Annotated in this window: 16 protein-coding genes and 1 pseudogene; 3 read left to right on the top strand and 14 right to left on the bottom strand. The window is 68.4% G+C overall.

The window, feature by feature from the left end:
* On the bottom strand, positions 1 to 3207 hold the full coding sequence (locus A5705_RS12475; RefSeq protein WP_067882612.1) for a carboxyl transferase domain-containing protein: 3207 nt from the start codon (positions 3205 to 3207) through the stop codon (positions 1 to 3).
* Positions 3204 to 4748, bottom strand: coding sequence for a class I adenylate-forming enzyme family protein (locus tag A5705_RS12470; protein WP_197517019.1), 1545 nt, complete (start codon positions 4746 to 4748; stop codon positions 3204 to 3206). The genes A5705_RS12475 and A5705_RS12470 overlap by 4 nt, the downstream gene beginning before the upstream one ends.
* A 39-nt stretch (positions 4749 to 4787) precedes the next feature.
* On the opposite strand from A5705_RS12470, the gene A5705_RS12465 reads away from it, so the two are divergent.
* Complete coding sequence (locus tag A5705_RS12465) at positions 4788 to 5621, top strand: thioesterase family protein (RefSeq protein WP_197517020.1); 834 nt, start codon at positions 4788 to 4790, stop codon at positions 5619 to 5621.
* A 1-nt stretch (position 5622) separates the two neighbouring features.
* Here the strand turns inward: A5705_RS12465 and A5705_RS12460 are convergent, their stop codons facing one another.
* The 3 genes from A5705_RS12460 to dapB are packed head-to-tail and all read right to left on the bottom strand — an operon-like array spanning position 5623 to position 7267.
* Positions 5623 to 6081, bottom strand: coding sequence for a flavodoxin family protein (locus A5705_RS12460; RefSeq protein ID WP_067882616.1), 459 nt, complete (start codon positions 6079 to 6081; stop codon positions 5623 to 5625).
* On the bottom strand, positions 6078 to 6533 hold the full coding sequence (locus A5705_RS12455) for a hypothetical protein (RefSeq protein ID WP_067882618.1): 456 nt from the start codon (positions 6531 to 6533) through the stop codon (positions 6078 to 6080). The genes A5705_RS12460 and A5705_RS12455 overlap by 4 nt, the downstream gene beginning before the upstream one ends.
* The gene (gene dapB, locus A5705_RS12450; RefSeq protein ID WP_067882620.1) at positions 6530 to 7267 is read right to left on the bottom strand and encodes a 4-hydroxy-tetrahydrodipicolinate reductase; all 738 of its coding nucleotides are present in this window, start codon (positions 7265 to 7267) and stop codon (positions 6530 to 6532) included. The genes A5705_RS12455 and dapB overlap by 4 nt, the downstream gene beginning before the upstream one ends.
* A 102-nt stretch (positions 7268 to 7369) precedes the next feature.
* On the opposite strand from dapB, the pseudogene A5705_RS12445 reads away from it, so the two are divergent.
* Both A5705_RS12445 and A5705_RS12440 read left to right on the top strand, forming a co-directional pair.
* Positions 7370 to 8461, top strand: a pseudogene (locus A5705_RS12445) (13E12 repeat family protein); the annotation flags it as partial.
* Positions 8462 to 8591: 130 nt separating this feature from the next.
* Complete coding sequence (locus A5705_RS12440) at positions 8592 to 9536, top strand: DUF2971 domain-containing protein (protein WP_068277779.1); 945 nt, start codon at positions 8592 to 8594, stop codon at positions 9534 to 9536.
* 77 nt (positions 9537 to 9613) lie between these two features.
* Here the strand turns inward: A5705_RS12440 and A5705_RS12435 are convergent, their stop codons facing one another.
* The 9 genes from A5705_RS12435 to A5705_RS12400 form a co-directional block, all read right to left on the bottom strand.
* Positions 9614 to 11023 carry a hypothetical protein gene (locus A5705_RS12435; protein ID WP_068277776.1) on the bottom strand — a complete coding sequence of 470 codons (1410 nt, stop codon included), beginning with the start codon at positions 11021 to 11023 and terminating at the stop codon, positions 9614 to 9616.
* Between the two features lie 155 nt (positions 11024 to 11178).
* Positions 11179 to 11379: a hypothetical protein gene (locus A5705_RS12430; protein WP_068277773.1), complete on the bottom strand. Its 201-nt coding sequence runs from the start codon at positions 11377 to 11379 to the stop codon at positions 11179 to 11181.
* Between the two features lie 123 nt (positions 11380 to 11502).
* Positions 11503 to 11790, bottom strand: a complete 288-nt coding sequence (locus tag A5705_RS29165; protein WP_082956441.1) for an HNH endonuclease signature motif containing protein — start codon at positions 11788 to 11790, stop codon at positions 11503 to 11505.
* Between the two features lie 6 nt (positions 11791 to 11796).
* Positions 11797 to 12663, bottom strand: coding sequence for a hypothetical protein (locus A5705_RS12425; protein WP_068277770.1), 867 nt, complete (start codon positions 12661 to 12663; stop codon positions 11797 to 11799).
* Complete coding sequence (locus A5705_RS27785; RefSeq protein ID WP_156763104.1) at positions 12664 to 12837, bottom strand: hypothetical protein; 174 nt, start codon at positions 12835 to 12837, stop codon at positions 12664 to 12666.
* 165 nt (positions 12838 to 13002) lie between these two features.
* Positions 13003 to 13359: a hypothetical protein gene (locus tag A5705_RS12415; RefSeq protein ID WP_068277765.1), complete on the bottom strand. Its 357-nt coding sequence runs from the start codon at positions 13357 to 13359 to the stop codon at positions 13003 to 13005.
* A complete protein-coding gene (locus tag A5705_RS12410; RefSeq protein WP_068277762.1) occupies positions 13356 to 13766 on the bottom strand; it encodes a hypothetical protein in 411 nt (136 codons plus the stop codon). Before A5705_RS12410 ends, A5705_RS12415 begins: the two co-directional genes overlap by 4 nt.
* Positions 13763 to 15796 (bottom strand): helix-turn-helix domain-containing protein, encoded by a 2034-nt coding sequence (locus tag A5705_RS27780; protein WP_068277759.1) that lies wholly within the window; start codon positions 15794 to 15796, stop codon positions 13763 to 13765. The genes A5705_RS12410 and A5705_RS27780 overlap by 4 nt, the downstream gene beginning before the upstream one ends.
* The gene (locus A5705_RS12400) at positions 15796 to 16140 is read right to left on the bottom strand and encodes a hypothetical protein (RefSeq protein ID WP_156763103.1); all 345 of its coding nucleotides are present in this window, start codon (positions 16138 to 16140) and stop codon (positions 15796 to 15798) included. Before A5705_RS12400 ends, A5705_RS27780 begins: the two co-directional genes overlap by 1 nt.
* Positions 16141 to 16263: the final 123 nt, after the last annotated feature.

The raw sequence follows: 16263 nt of genomic DNA, 5'->3' as shown, positions 1-16263 counted from the left end.
TCAGCCTCCCGGTAGCCTGGCGATCCAGGCCCGGGAGTCCGCGGGGTCGATGACGTCGTCGAGTTCGAACGTGGTGGCCGACCGCAGCGCCTTGCCGTGCTGGTAGGCCGCCGCCACAAGCTTGTCGAAGAGCTGTTCGCGCGCAACGGGATCCGCCTCCGCGGCGAGCTCCTTGCTGAAACCGAGCCGCACGGCGCCCTCCAGGCCCATGCCGCCGATCTCGCCGGTCGGCCAGGCCACCGTGAAGCGGGGCGCGCGAAAGGAGCCACCGGCCATCGCCATCGCGCCCAGGCCATAACCCTTGCGCAGGATGATCATTCCCAGCGGCACCGTCAGCCGGGCGCCGAGGACGAACATCCGGCCGAAGCGGCGGACGGCGGCCTCCCTCTCCGCGTCCGGACCCACCATGAATCCCGGTGTGTCGCAGAGCGATATCACCGGCAATTGGAACGACTCGCACAGGGCCAGGAAGTCGCCCGCCTTGTCGGCGGCCTCGGCGTCGATGGCGCCGCCGAGGTGGTGGGTGCTGTTGGCGATCAGCCCGTATGCCACGCCCTCGACGCGCACCAGCGCGGTGACGATCCCGACGCCGTAGTCGGGTCGCAGCTCCAGCACCGAACCGACGTCGACGACAGACGCGATCGCGCGGTGCACGTCGTAGGCGCGTAATCGGTTCTGCGGCACCACATGTCGGGCGAGCCGCGGATCGGGCGCCGCCCAGTCGCCGAGCGGACCACGGAAGTAGGACAGATATTGTTTGGCGAGCGCCACCGCGTGCGGCTCGTCGCGGGCCACCACGCTGACGACGCCGTTGTGCCGCTGCACGTCGACCGGCCCGATCGCCTCCGGCGGGTACACGCCCAGCCCGCCGCCCTCGATCATGGCCGGCCCGCCCATGCCGATGTTGGCGTCGGGCGTCGCGATGATCACGTCGCACACCCCGGCGAGCGCGGCGTTGCCGGCGAAGCAGCGGCCGGAGACTATCGACACCAACGGCACCCGTCCGTTCAGCGCGGCGAGCATCCGGAAGGTCGGCACGTCGAGCCCGGCGGCACCGCCGACGTCCGTGTCACCGGGCCGGCCGCCGCCGCCTTCGGCAAACAGCACCACCGGCAGGCGTTTTCGGGTGGCGAGCTCGAAGACGCGGTCGGTCTTGGCGTGGTTGCGCATGCCCTGCGTTCCGGCCAGCACGGTGTAGTCGTAGGACACCACGACGGCCGCGGCGCCGCCGATGGTGGCAAGCCCGGCGACCAGGCCGTCGGCCGGGGTGTTGGCGATCAGGTCATCTTCGGAGCGCCGGCTGCGCTGGGCGGCGATCGCCAGCGCGCCGTACTCGACGAAGCTGCCCGGGTCCACCAGGTCGGCGATGTTCTCACGGGCGGTGCGCCGGCCTCGCTCGTGCCGCTTGGCCACCGCCGCCGGCCGGCCCTCGTCGAGGGTGAGCAGGTGCCGGTGTACCACCTCGTCGAGGTCGGCGCGGGGCCGGTCGAGATCCATTACTGCCGAGTGGAACTCGTCGTCGGCTCCGGCCCCCGTGCGGGTGAACACGACCAGGGGATCGCCGGTTCCGACGACCTGGCCGGGCGCCACCAGGCTTCGCACCGTCCGCAGCGTGTCGGGCGCGGCGAGCACATGCTGCATCTTCATCGCCTCCAGGACGACGACCTGGCCGCCGGCGGCGATCTCCTCGCCTTCGGCCGCCACCTCGACCACGGTGCCGGCCAATTGTGCGCGCAGCGCCTCCTCCCCGGGGTAGAGCTCGACCGGTGCCGCACGGACGTCGTGCTGGTGGGACAGCGCGGCGGCGGCCAGCTCGGGCAGCTTCTCGTCGACGAAGTCCGTCGTCACCCAGCCGGCTTCAAGCTGGCTGTCCGACAACAGTTCCCGCAGCAACTCGAGGTTCGTGCGAACCCCCTCGATGCCGAATTCGCCCAGGGCGGTGCGGGCCTTGCGCACCGCCGCCTGCACTGAGGACCCGTGCACGTGGACGACGACCTTGGCCAGCAGCGAGTCGTACCGCGGGCTGATGACCAGGCCCGGCCGGCCATAGGTGTCGACGCGCACGCCGGGACCGCTCGGCGGCGAGAACACCGTCAGGGCGCCCGCGGCCGGCGCCACCGTGCCGTCGGCGGCGAGGGTCTCCGTGTTGACCCGGGCCTGAATCGCGATGCCGCGCGGGGCGGCCGGCTCGCCGATGACTTCGTTTCCGTCCGAGGCGATTCCGGCGGGGAGACCGAGCTGGTAGTGGGACGCTCCGCGGGCGATGGCCAGCTGCGCGGCCACCAGGTCCACGCCGGTGGTTTCCTCGGTTATGGTGTGCTCGACCTGGATGCGGGGGTTGACCTCGAGGAACACGAACTCCTCGCCGGCGACCAGGAATTCGACGGTGGCCAGCCCGCGCAGCCCGACCCTGGCGCACAGGCGCGCCGCCGCCCGGTGCAGGGCGCGGCGCAGGTCGTCCGAAAGCCCTTGGGCCGGAGCGATTTCCACCAGCTTCTGGTAGCGCCGCTGGACGCTGCAGTCGCGGTCGCCGAGCGCCAGCGCGTGCGTCTGGTGGCCGGCCGGCGCGCCGACGACCTGAACCTCGATGTGCCGGGCCGCGGGCAGGACCGCCTCGGCGAACAGCGCGGGGTCACCGAAGCCGAGGTGCGCCTCGGCGGCGCACTGCTGGTAGGCGTGGTCGACCTGATCGGCGCCGGTCACCTTCCGCATGCCCCGGCCGCCGCCGCCGGCGAGGGCCTTGATCATCACGGCGCCGCCGCGGGCCGCCAGAAACGCCTTGATGTCGCCGACGCCGCTGGGCCCTTCCGTGGCCGGCAGCACCGGTACGCCGGCCGCGACCGCCGCGGCCCGGGCCGACGCCTTGTTGCCGACCAACTCGAGAACCTCGGCGCCGGGCCCGGCAAACGTACAGCCGGCCGCCGCGCAGGCACGGGCGAATTCGGCATTCTCGCTGAGGAATCCGTAACCGGGGTGGATCAGCTCGGCGCCGGACTTCTTGGCCGCCGCCAGCAGCTCGGCATGATCCAGGTAGGCCGCCGGGCCGGCGCCCGGCAGCGGAATCGCCTCGTCGGCGGCGTGCACGTGGGGGCTGTCGGCGTCGTCCTCGGCGTACACCGCGACCGTACGGACGCCCAGTTCCGTTGCGGTGCGGATGATCCGGAGCGCGATCTCGCCCCGGTTGGCGATCAGCAGGGGGGCGCTCATCGGAGCGGGTCCCCCCAGCGCACCTGCCCGCGCAGCTCGCCCTTGAGCAGTTTGCCGCCGGCATTGCGCGGCAACGCCTCCCCCAGCACGGTGACGTACTGCGGGACCTTGAAGTCGGCCAACTGTTCGCGGCAGTGGTCCAGCACCGCCCGCACATCGATCTCGCCGTCGCCGGCGACGAGGACGGCGCCGACCTTCTCCCCCATGACGTCGTCGGGCACGGCCAGCACGCAGGCGTCGGCGACGTTGGGCGCCGAGAGCAGCGCCGCCTCGACCTCGACGCTGGAGATGTTCTCGCCACCCCGGTTGATGATGTCCTTGAGCCGGTCGACGATGTGCACCCGCCCGGCGTCGTCGACGCGGACCACGTCGCCGGTGTGCAGCCAGCCGTCGGCGAAGGTGGCGGCACTGGCGTCCGGCCGGTTCCAGTAGCCCGCAGTGATATTGGCGCCGCGCGCGACCAGCTCGCCCACCCCCGGCTCGTCGCCGCCGAACGGGACCAGGCCGAGGTCCACCGAAGGGACGGCGAACCCGACGGAGTCGGCGTGCTCGACGGCGTCGCGGTCCGGCAGGACGGTCATCAGCGAGGCGGACTCGGTCATCCCGTACCCGTTGAACACCGTGGCGTGCGGGAAGGTCCGCTTGACCGACCTCACCAGCGACGGCGCGATGGGAGCTCCCCCGTAGCCCACCCAGCGCACGCCCGACACGTCGGCCCCGGCAAGGGCCTTGTGCCGCAACATCAGCGCGTAGATCGCCGGGACGGTCACCATGACCGAGATGCGCTCCGCGGCCAGCGTGGCGATCAATTCGTCGAGGTTGAGCGCGGGCATGATCACCGACGCGCCCCCCAGCCGCATCGCCGCCAAAAGCTGTGAATTGCACCCGGTCACATGGAACAGCGGCACCGAGATGAGAGTGCGCATCCCCTCGCCGAGGTCCCTGGGCTGCTCCAGGCAGCGGATCGCGTTCTCGGTGTTGGTCACGAACGCCTCGTGGGTGGTCGGCACGCCCTTGGGGTGTCCGGTGGTGCCCGAGGTGTAGAACAGGGCGGCCGTGTCCGTGTGGCCGAGGCCGTGGGTCACGTACGGCTTGCCGTCGGGCAGCGGCGCGTCCGGGGGCAGGTCGACCCGCGCGCCGGAGTCGGACAGGACGAACTCCACCTCGGGTCGCGCCGAGCGCGTATTGACCGCCACCGCAACGCCGCCGGCCATCACCGTGCCCCAGAACGCCAGCACCCAATCGATCCCCGCCGGATAGCGCACGGCGACGCGTTCGCCCGGGGTCAGCCCGTCGGCGCGCAGGCCGCCGGCGACCCGGGCCGCGCGCTCCCACAGCTGCCGATAGGTAAGCCGGCCGGCGCCGAGCTCGACCACGGCCTCGCTCTCGGGGCGGTTGTCGACCTGCTCGGCGAGCATGTCCAGCAGGGTGGCGGGCAGGCGGTCGTAGCGCGGGATGCCGTCGGCGTCGCGGGACACGCCCACTGTCGGGTCTGCCGGGAATGGGTTGTGGCGGCGCGAGATTTCGATCACTTCAGGCATGCCCGGTCCTTGCTATCCCCCTGTCCTATCGTGATAGCGGTGACGATCGAGGATTCCGCCATCATGCCCGAGGCATTCTTCACTGTCGACGGCGACTCCTACCTGCCGGGCGCGATGACGCGGGGACCGTGGGGCGCGGCACTGGGCGGCCAGAACGTCGGCGGCCTGCTGGCGTTCGGCATCGAGCGATCCGGGCTCGATCCGGACCTGCAGCCCGCCCGGCTGACGGTCGACCTGTTGCGCCCGGTCCTGCCCGAGCCGGTGCGGATCGAGACGTCGGTGCAGCGGGAAGGCCGGCGCATCAAACTCGTCGACGCCGCGCTGCTGCAGGATGGGCGGACCGTCGCGCGGGCCAGCGCGCTGTTCCTGCGGCGAGGAGACCACCCCGCCGGTCAGGTGTGGTCCGGCCCGGTCGAGATGCCGCCGCTTCCGGCGGACTCCGACGGCTTCCCGACCGACTTGCCGTTCCTCATCTGGGGGTACGGCGCCACGCTTTCGGGCAGCCCCGGCATCGCGGCGGGCGAATGGGAACAGGCCCACTCGCAGAAGTTCGCGTGGACGCGGTTGTTCCGCCCGATGGTGCAGGGCCACCCGCTCACACCCTTCACCCGCCTGGCGTTCGTCGGCGACATCACGAGTTCGCTGACTCATTGGGGCACTGGCGGTTTGCGCTACATCAACGCCGACTACACCGTCACCGCGAGCCGCCTGCCGGACGGCGAGTTCCTCGGCCTGGCGGCCCAGAGCCACTACGGCACAGCGGGTGTCGCGACCGGCACCGCGACCCTGTTCGATCGGCACGGGCCGATCGGCTCCAGCACGGCGCTGGCGCTGGCCCAGCCCGCCGAGGCGTTCCAGCCGGCCTATCGGTAGCTCATCCCTCCATAAGCCGCGCGGCGACCGTCGCCCCGAGTTCCCAGCACGCTTCCAGGTCGGCCTTGCCGGGCTTTCCCGAAACCACCACCGTCTCAGCCGATTTCGTCCACCCCAGCCCGGTCGTGATGGCCTCGATGCCGCGCTCGGCGCCCTCGGTGCCCTCGTTGCCGTGCAGGTAGACGCCGAACGGCCGCCCCCGCGTCGCATCGAGGCACGGGTAGTAGCAGACGTCGAACGCGTGCTTGAGGGCGCCGCTCATGTAGCCCAGGTTGGCCGGCGTGCCCAGCAGGTAGCCGTCGGCCTCGAGCATGTCGGCCGGCGACAGGGTGAGTGCGGGCCGTCGCACCACCTCCACCCCCTCGATCTCGGGGTCGGTCGCGCCGGACAGCACGGCCTCGAACATCTCCTGGGTATGCGGGGACGGCGTGTGGTGCACGATCAGCAGCGTCTTGCTCATGGCTGGGCCTGGAGCTGGACCGCGGTCTTCATGGCCTCGCGCGCGCGCCGGCGATCGCCCGCGTAGTCGTAGGCGCGGGCCAGCCGATACCAGCGCCGCCAGTCGTCGGGGTCGGCCTCCACCTCCGTGCGCACCGTCGCGAACAGCGCGTCGGCCGCGCCGCGCTCGATGCGGCCCGAGGGCCGCCGCGGCAGCGCGCTGGTGTCGAGTTCCATTCCGTCCGCGGCGATCAGCCGGGCCAGCCTCTGGTGCGCGAACCCGGCCCGCAGCGTGGCGACCATCGCCCACAGCCCGATGACCGGCATGATCAGCACCGCCGCGCCCAGGCCGACGGCGGCGGCGCGGCCCGACGCGATCATCGCGGCGGCCAGGCGGCCCAGCAGCACGAAGTAGGCCAGCATCGCCACGCACAGGAAGGCGATCAGCAGCTGGGTGCGCCGCGTCTTGGTCATTGGAGGTCGAGCAGGGGCTCGAGGCCCACCGTGAGGCCGGGGCGTTCGGAGATCCGCCGCACGGCCAGCAGCACGCCGGGCACGAACGACGTGCGGTCCAGGCTGTCGTGGCGGATGGTCAGCGTCTCCCCGTCGGTCCCGAACAGGATCTCCTGGTGGGCGACCAGCCCGGCGAGGCGCACCGAGTGCACCGGAATCCCGTCGACGTCGGCTCCGCGGGCGCCGGGCAGGCTGCTGCTGGTGGCATCGGGGTTGGGCGGCAAGCCTTTTCGGGCCTCGGCGATCAGTTTCGCGGTGCGGGCCGCGGTGCCCGACGGTGCGTCGGCCTTGTGCGGGTGGTGCAGCTCGATGACCTCGGCGGAGTCGAAGAAGGGCGCGGCCTGCTTCGCGAAATGCATCGACAGCACGGCGCCGATCGCGAAGTTGGGCGCGATCAGCACCGACGTGTCGGGCTTGTCGTCCAGCCACTCCTGTACCCGGTCGAGACGCTCCTGGGTGAACCCCGTCGTGCCCACGACGGCGTGAATGCCGTTGCGTATCAAGAACTCCAGGTTGCCCATCACCACGTCGGGATGGGTGAAGTCGATGACGACCTCGGTGCCGCCGTCGGTCAGCAGGCTCAGCGCGTCGCCCTCGTCCACCTCGGCGGACAGCGTCAGGTCGTCGGCGGCCCGCACGGCCGCCACCATCGTCGACCCGACTTTGCCCTTGGCTCCCAACACCCCTACGCGCATGGTTTCACCCTAGTCCGCTCGGTTTTGTCCACAGTTCGATGTTCATCCACAAGGCCGCCTTTGCCGACCGCCAGCGTCGGACCTGCGCAATACAATTCGAACATGGGTTCGATCGACATGCCGGCGGACATGGCCGCCGAATTGGACGCGCTTGACGCGGCCGTGGCAGCGATCGCCCAACGAAATCTCGATGGCCTGCCGCCCGCGGTCCGACTGCGCGCGCTGGAGCGGCGGGAGACGGCAATCCGCCGCCAAGTCGCGGCGAACCACGATGCGATCGCCGGCCTGGCGAAGGAGGACCCCGCACACGTGGGCGGGACCGTGCACAAGGTGGTGGCCGACTGGCTGCGGATCAGCCCCGCCGAGGCCAACCGCCGGCTTCGGGACGCCAGACAGCTTTCCCCGCGTCTCACCCCCACCGGTCAGGAACTGCCACCGGAGCTGCCGGCCACCGCGGAGGCGTGGCGCGACGGCATGCTCGACGGTCAGCACCTGCGGGTGATCCAGACGTTTGTCCGCGACCTGCCCGACGAGACGCCGGTCGACACTGTCGAGAAGGCCGAGCGATTCTTGGCGCGGCTGGCGACGACGTTGCGCCCCGACCAGCTGGAGAAGGCGGCGCACCGGTGCTCGCTATTGATCAATCCGGACGGGAAGTACTCCGACGCCGACCGCGCACGCCAGCGCGGCTTCACCTGGTGTGGCCAACGGGCCGATGGGATGAGCCTGGGCAAGCTGGTGGCGTCGCCGGAACTGCGCGCCAACCTCGACGCGTGGCTGGCGCGGTTCGCGGCGCCGGGAATGTGCAACCCCGACGACGAAAGTCCCTGCGTCGACGGCGAACCCGATGAAGAGCGCGCCCGCAGGGACACCCGCAGCCATGCCCAGCGCCAACACGACGCGCTCAACGCATTGGTGCGTGGCCGGCTGGGTGATCCTAAGCTGGGCCGGCACAACGGATTACCGGTCACCGTCATCGTGTCGACCACGCTGCGGGAGCTGTTGTCGGGCGCGGGCCGGGCGGTGACCGGCGGCGGCACGTCGGTGCCGATACGCGACCTGATCCGGATGGCCAGCCACGCCTATCACTATCTGGCCGTGTTCGACGAGCACTCGGAGCGGCCCTTGTATCTCGGGCGAACGCGCCGCATCGCCTCACCGGATCAGCGCATCGTCCTCTACGCGAATACAAAGTGAGGTTGCGCACACTAGCGCATGACCGCGTGGTCCAGGTCAGGCCACGTGATGGCGCCGGGGCCACACGATAGGCGGCGTGGCGGCCTTGCTGTCCTAATCGCGACCGTCCGGTTGGTAGGGTTGGGACGTGATAGATGTGCAAACGGAGGACGACCTCCAAGATACGTTGTATCACTACACTGATTTTGCTGTGCTGCAGAGCATTTGGGAAAACGCCGAAGTATGGGCGACTAATGCGCGGTACTTGAACGACATCACAGAGACTAGGGTAGGGCCAGGGCTCGTCCAGGGTGTGCTCCTTAACCGAGAGTTGGCGACCGCTGGCGAGATCATTGCCTTCACCGAGCGTCTTCGCCAGCAGGGCGTTGCCGGAGATGAACCCCTACCACCCAGCGACGCCGATGCACTGCGCGAGTTATACGAGAACCGAGCGTTCTATCGCGAGATCCGCATGGCATTCGATTACTCCATCATCAGCGGCAATTGTTTCATCTTCAGCTTGTCGAAAGAGCCTGACCAACTCAGCCAGTGGCGTGCCTACGCCAAAGATGGAGTCTGCATTGGGTTTTCGACCGAAGTACTCCGCGACAGTTTATCCGCCGCTCGTGCCGACCGCGCATATCTGAAGAGCGTCGAGTATCCCGGCACGAGCGCCGATCCGGCGGACATTTCAGACCCCATCATCGAATTCATGAGGAATCGGCGCGATGAACTGATCGCAGAAGGCTGCGACGACGTGAACATACGAAACGTAGAGATCGGACGCGAGATCCTAATGAGGGTGGCCTTTTTGAAGCACGCCAAGTTTGAAGAAGAGAAGGAAGTGCGGGTGGCGGTGCAGGGCAACCCGAATCATTTCACGCCCAACCGCTATGGGATTGTGCCACGCATGAAGCTGCCTCTGAACCCGCACGCGATTCGCTCGGTAATGGTGGGGCCGGGAGCCCACACAGACCTACGGGTGCAATCTCTACGGACTTATCTTGACGAACGGGGATTTGGTGAGGATCTCGGTGCCCTGGGTGCCGAGGTTGAGCTGTTCAGGTCATCAATTCCGTATCGCGACTGGTAAGCGAGCCGATTGCCCGGCCCGCCCGGACCCGCCGCCCGCCGTGCGCGCCCAACCACGGCGTAGGCGAAGGGGTGTTTTCAGACGAAGATCGCCCGGTTGGATCGGGGGCGCCCCGCCGTCACCGCGCCGAACCTTGACAGCGTCGCCGCCACCAGCGGAGCCAGGAACACTCCACCGTCTGGGCGCCGGTCCCATGCCCACGCCCCGGCATCACCAATCGGACGGCGCCGCGCACCCGCCACGGCAGCGTCCAACGCGGGCTGCCCAGCATGAGACACCTTGCCGGCGGCCACGTCGTCGCAGAACGCACCGCAGGCCCGCGCCATGTCCCGCCCGGTGGTCAGCACCGTCTTCACCCGGGCCGCCGTCAGCGCGGGCACCAGCGCCGCCGCCGGGGACGCCCCGTCGATCACCACCGGAATCCGGCGCCCCGTGGCGCGGTCGGTGACGAACTGCAACGCATCCAGCGGGTCGCAGCGGTCGACCCCCAGCAGTTCCACATGGGTCCGACCGTTCCCGAGGGACCAGGCCCCCGCTATCGCCATCGCCCGATCCGGGGAAGCGTCCACGGCAATCGCCAACGGCGGCACGTCGTCGGCAGGCCCCGACGACAGCAAGCCCGCCCACAGGTCTGCGTCGATCACCACCTCGGCGCGGTCGGCGGGCCACAAATTCAGCCGCTCGCGCGCGAACCCCGGCTCCGACAACTCGCGGCGCTCCGCCTCCATCGCCTCCACACCGATCCGGCCAGGATTCGCCGCCGCCCACTGGTCGCGGTCATCCAAATGGCAGCCAGGCTCGGCGCCGTACTCCACCCACGCCAGCCGCTTCCCGGTGCCCGCGTGCGCTTCGGCGCGTAGCCGACCGAACACCTCGGCGTCCGTCGACAACTGCGGGCTGGTGCCGAACAACCACGCCACCGAATTGGGGCGCGCCGACATGGCCGGGCGCAGCGCCTCCCACTGCTGATCCGTCAAAAGCTGCGCCTCATCGGCCAAATAGGCGTCAATCGACCAGCCCCGCAACGTATTCCGCGTCCGGGCCGGGAAAAACAACCAAGTGCCGTCCCGGAGCCGAATTTCCTCGCGGCCCAACGCATAACCAATCGACTTGACCCGCCTGCGCAGTTCGTCGAAATTCTCGAAGTACCCGGCCAAGTGCTGGAACAACAACCGGCTCGTTTTTTGCTCATGCGCGCTTGCGACGATGACTTTCTCGTTGAAGATCAGCGCGCCAGCCAACGCGCGGGCACACAAAATCCAACTCTTGCCGTTCTGGCGGGATACATTGCAGCCCAACGTGTTTACCGCCCAGAACCCATCCGGGCGCACACCGCACCCCGCTTTGAGCGCATCAACCTGCCAGTCGTCTAACGTGGTGCCGAACGACGCCGACAGTTCGGCCACCAGCTCGGCGTCGTTACGACGAACGGCGGGGGCGACGCGCAGGCGCGGCTTGACGCCGGGCCGCAAGCTGGTCGACGACATCAGTCCTGTCCTCCGTATGTAGGGAATCAATCTCGGCGAGCACCATGCGGTATTCGCGGGACAGGCCCGCCAAATCCCGCGCCGCCTCGCAAGAAGCCAACGCAGTGGCCAGTTGGTCGCGGGTGGCGACCAGCCGGGCCAGGCGGTCCCCGGAATCACTTTCCATTCCTGCGCACCCCCTCCAAGAAATGCTGCACCTCGGCGAGAGAAACACCGATCTGATGCCGCCCCGACTCGGAACCCAACACCAACCGCCCGCCGTCGGACACCCAGAAAGTGCCGTCGCGCAACTTGGCCAGGCGCATGCCGAGGGAATGAGCGAAGCGGGCCATGTCGTTCTCATCACTGCTGGTCATCGGGCCTCCTGCCTTTTCGTGACGGGTCCCATTTTTGGCAATTTTGCTCCTCGTGTAAGGCGCAGTGCCAAGAGATGCGCCGTGACCTGCGGCGATGGGGCCATACCCCGGGGGGTAAGGTGGTCACCATCGTCGACTCGTGACGTAAGGGACGACGGCAGCGCGTTGCCGTGTGCCATCGCCGCGCCTGGCGTTGCACCGCCTATGGGCAAGGCGGACATTGGTTCTGGCATAAGGCGAGCCGCCTTTGGAGTAGGGCACGACCTCATCGACGACCGCCGACCAGGGGTCCAACCAGTGCAACGTCTTATCGACCGGCCTTCCACAGATCCAGCACACGTCCTCCTCGGCGAGGACTTGGGCGCGTAGGCATCTTCGCCTGTGCCCGTTGGCGTAGCGCGGGTTTCGCATCGGAGTTCACCACGCCGTCATCCTGCCGCCGACCATCCCCCGTTCGGCCTGGAGCGGCGCCTGGTAGCCGGGGTCGCAGGGATCGTGGACCTCGCGGCGCGTGACGCCGGTGTCGATCTGCACGTGCCTGACCTCAAGCGGCGGGGGCGCGGCGAACTCGATGATCGAGGTGAGTTCATCTGAGGGCAGCGCTCTAATCTCCACACCCAACGCGTGCAGCGCGGACCATCTGCCGCAGCGCTTTTCGGGGTCGGTGGTGGTGAACGCGGTCCACACGTGGCGGCGGTGGTGTTGCTCGGTCGGCGCGCAGAGCAGCGGCAGGAGGGTCTCGGTTCTGTCGATGCCACGGACCCCGGCGAGGGCGGCGGCCTGCGCGAGTGGCACGGCCAGCCGGGTGAGTTCGGCGGACCACTGCTCAGCCGCCAACCAACTCTTGCGCTGCTTCTCGGTGGCGTGGTGTGCGATGTCGACGGCGCTGGTCTCGGGATCGAATCCACTTGCGGCGTCGCCGAATCCCTTGGCCGCGACGTTGTACTGCTTGGCGACGTGGCCATAGTTGCTGACTGCGACGCCCGCGTACAGTTCGCGCAGTTTGGCTCCCGCGAGGTGACGGAGGGCATTGACCACGCGTGCAACGTCGCCGGGCGGGGCTTGCTCGGCCAGTGCCGCCGCGAACAGTTGCGGCACATCATCATCGGTGCCGTCGATGATCGCTGCGGTTAACCGTGCCTGCATCGGGCGGTCGAGCGCGGTAACAGCGGCTAGGCGCTCGGTGAGGGCCTGCCACTGAGGCGGAATCGTGGCCCCGGCGGCTGCGACCGCCCGCACCGCTTGGACGTGATCGGTGAGTTTGTCAGTTTCGTAGGTGGGCATTTATTCGCTCCTCATGGTGATGTTTGTTCCGCCGGTGAACCGCCGCAGCGCGTCGGCGGCGACCTGTTTCTTGGTTGCGCGGTCGGTCTGGCGGGCTGCCGAGATGACCTGTTGCGCTTCGGATTCGCTCAACTGCGCCAGGGCGTCAATGAGTTGTTCCTTATCGACTGACATGGTGCTTGTCCTTTCTGTTTTTCACGGCGGCTTGTGCCGCTGCGGCTTTGGTGGCCGGGTCGATGGTGGCCGGGATGTGTTGGCGCCCGCCGCCGGATGTGGTGCGGATCTTCGTGGCGGTGGTAGCGCGGTGGGTTTTGAAGATGCCGCGACGGTGTTGGCGGGTCACAGCATCTCCGCTTCGTCAATGTCGTTGAGGATTCGTGAGAGTCTGTGGTACTCGAAATCGCCTGTGCTGTCGTGTTGTTGCCGGCGCTCATGTTCGGCCCGCAGCCTATACAGAGCATCGCGGTAGGCGTGCATCATTGTGTCAGCCGCGCATTCCGTACACACAAGGCCGTCAGGTGTTTCAATGGCAACTTCGTACCGCGCTCGTACCTGGCGGTGGCAGCCGGGGCACGTAACGTCGCGGGTAAGCAGATATGCGTTGAAGACCGGCTCTGGCAGCGGGCGAAACACTAGGTCGTCCGAGGCTGTGATCGCCGGCGGGTTGCCGTGGTCGTCAGATATGTTGTCGCTCACGCGGTTCTCCTCTTGCTGGGTAATTCGGCGAAGGCCCGATTCAGCTCGACTTGGAGTTGGTGGTCGCCGCCGTGGTCGGGGTGGCAGACGCGGGACAGCAGCCGGTAGGCCAGTGGCGCGCGGGCTGGACCGACTCGCTGAAACACGAGCTGCGCCCAGGTGGCCGGGTCGGTGTCGTGGTGGTGCTGGGTGGGGTCGTCAATGCCGGCGACGACATGGCCGCGCCGGCGCAGCATGGCGGCCAGTGGGCGCGCCCAGCCGGCTTCGACGGTCCAGGCCTTGGCGGTCGGATGCCAGGATCGGGCGTAGTGCGGGACCGTGGCCTTGATCAGGTCGATGACCGCAGGATCGTAGGAGAACTGGACGACGTAGACGGCGCCGTGGACGCCGAACCGGACGGCGGTCACGACCGGGCCTTCTTTTCGTTCGCCGCGACGATGCAGCGGCCCTTGGAGCAGTAGCCCCTGGCCCGAGCCAACGGCATGTGCAGGGGAATCTCGTCACCGCAGTTAAGGCAGTGGACGACGGCGTCGCTTTCTCCCCCAGATTCGTGCGCAACAGCGCAACCGCTCTGGTCAGGCATGGTGTCGGCGGTTGCGAGTTGCGACGGCTCCGGCAGCAGCTCAACCGCCTCCGGCAGGTCGTCACCGACGACCCAGCGACCAGGTTTCCCCCGCTTGTCCTCAAGGTTGCGGACATACCCGCCGTCGGCAGCCACACGTAACCGCCGGCTCGCATTGGACTTGTCCAGGCCGAGTTTGTCGGCGATGGCGGTGACCATGACGCCCAGATCCGACGCCAGCGCGGCGACCGCCTCGACGGTGTCCCGCACGGTGTCTGAGACTGTCGCGCCGACGCCCTCAGAGATGATGTCGGCCACCAGATCACGGACCACGGCGTAGTCATCGAGCGCGGCGATGATGCGCCCGTCTTCGTCGCGGTCCCGGCTGGCCTGGTGGAGCACCGCGTGGGCGCGGATCAGGGCGAGCAGGGAACCGAAGTCGCGGCGCAGCCGCACGGCGGCGGGCGGTACTTGCTCGGCGAGCCGGCGAGCGTAGGGGATGGTTACCCGGTGCTCGGCGCCGGCGAGCCACCGCTGGAAGCCACGCCACTGCTCTAAGTCGTTGCCGCCGTTGGTTTCATCGGCAATTTCGAGCAGCACCCTGGCGGTCTGCGCGCGTGAATCGTCGGTGGCCAGCGAGAAAATACGGGTTTCGTTCTCGGCGTGAACCCGAGTCTTGGTGGTGGTGAAGATCAGGTTGGTCGGACCCGTCTTGGTGATCGTCTTGGTGGTGAAACCACCATCTTTATCCCGGATTGTGACCTCGTAGTCGATGCGCCCCTCGGACAGCAGTGACCGGATGAAGTAGCTGGTCATGTCGTCTTCGACGCCTTCGCGCAGCGCCGTGACCTCGTAGATGACGATGGTGCGGTGGGCGTATTGCTGATTGGAGTAGATCAGCGCCTTCTCGGACATGGCCGTAAATTCGAGGTACGCCTCGGGCGGAAAAAACCGGGTCACGGTCTCGACGGTGTAGGACTTGCCTGACGCCGAATGGCCTTTCACCCCAGCGGAGACCTGCTTGTCAAGGAGCCGTGAGGTCAGCACGAGGTAGAGGATTTTCGCCAGCCGTTCCTCGCCGACCAGGCCACGGGATCGAACTTCGTCGGCGACGGCGTCGAGGATGCGCCGCAACTGCGCAATGGGTTGCACCGCTTCCCACCTGGGCGGTTGCGCTGTTGCGGTGGTTTTCTGGGGGGTAAAGGGGACGAACTCGTCGAGCGTGTGGCCGGCGGCGATGTGATCGGCGGCGTCCTTGCCTTCGACCGCTTCGACGATCCGCACCGACGCAGCGATGCCCTCGAGCAGCCCGGCGACCTGGGCAGCATGGTTACGACCGGCTTTGTCGTTATCGGCGACGATGGTGGCGTGCTTGCCCTCGAGCGGTGACCAGTCGGCCAGCCGGGCCTTGCAGGCGCCCATCGCCGAGGTGACCGCCGCCCCGCCGGCGGCTTCGATTGCCAGCACGTCCTTTTCGCCCTCCACGACGTAGACGGTGGCGGCGTCGCCGATCCGGTCACCGTGAAACAGGGCGTTGCCCTCGGTGTTTCCTGACTGCCGGAACGTCTTGTTGGGCTTGCGGTGGACCTTGCGCCCGTCGCCGTAGGTGTAGGTGGCGCCGTTACGGGTGTTGAACAGGTCGGCCATCGTCTTGTTGAGCGCGGCCATGACATCCTGGGGGGAGCATCCCGCGTGGCAGTGGATGAGCACCTGCCCTTCGATGCCGGTGATGCTCAACGACGGGTTGCGGTCGCCGTGCCCGTCGCCGTGGCCGGGGCAGGGGCATTGAGCTATCGCCCGGTTGCCGTTGATCTTGACGTGGCAGCCGTGAGCCTCCAGGGCGCCGATGAGCCTGCCGAATGCGGCGTCGTCCATCAGTAGCCCCGCTCGGACAGGACACGGTTAACGGCATGCTCTCCGACAGGGTCGGGGTGCTTGACCAGCTTGACCAGGTCGGGGTCGGCGAGGGCGGCGCGACGCTGCTCGGCGGTCAGCCGCAGCGCGTTGGCGAAAAACTCGAAAAACTTCCAGCCATTACGCTCGACGCGGGCCTGGAATTGGCGGACCAGCCGGTTGACGCGGCGCGGCGACATCTCCATGCCGCACTGGTTGAGGATGGCGTGTGCGATCCTGATTTGGACTTCGGTTTGGCCGTGGGCCTCGGTGCCAGTACTACCACCGGATGCGGGTTTCGGCGTGACCGCCGGGGGGCTTTTCATGGCCGCCGCCGGGGCCGAAAGAGCAGTCGCAGGCGATCCAACTGTCGTGGCGTGAGGTCCGGCCAGTTCGCGGTCGTTTTGGTGATCGCCGCGACCCATTCGTCGGGCAAGTCGGCCAGCCAG

The sequence above is a fragment of the Mycobacterium sp. E787 genome (assembly GCF_001668725.1).
GTDB lineage: Bacteria > Actinomycetota > Actinomycetes > Mycobacteriales > Mycobacteriaceae > Mycobacterium.
This window is presented reverse-complemented; position numbering and strand designations above follow the sequence as displayed.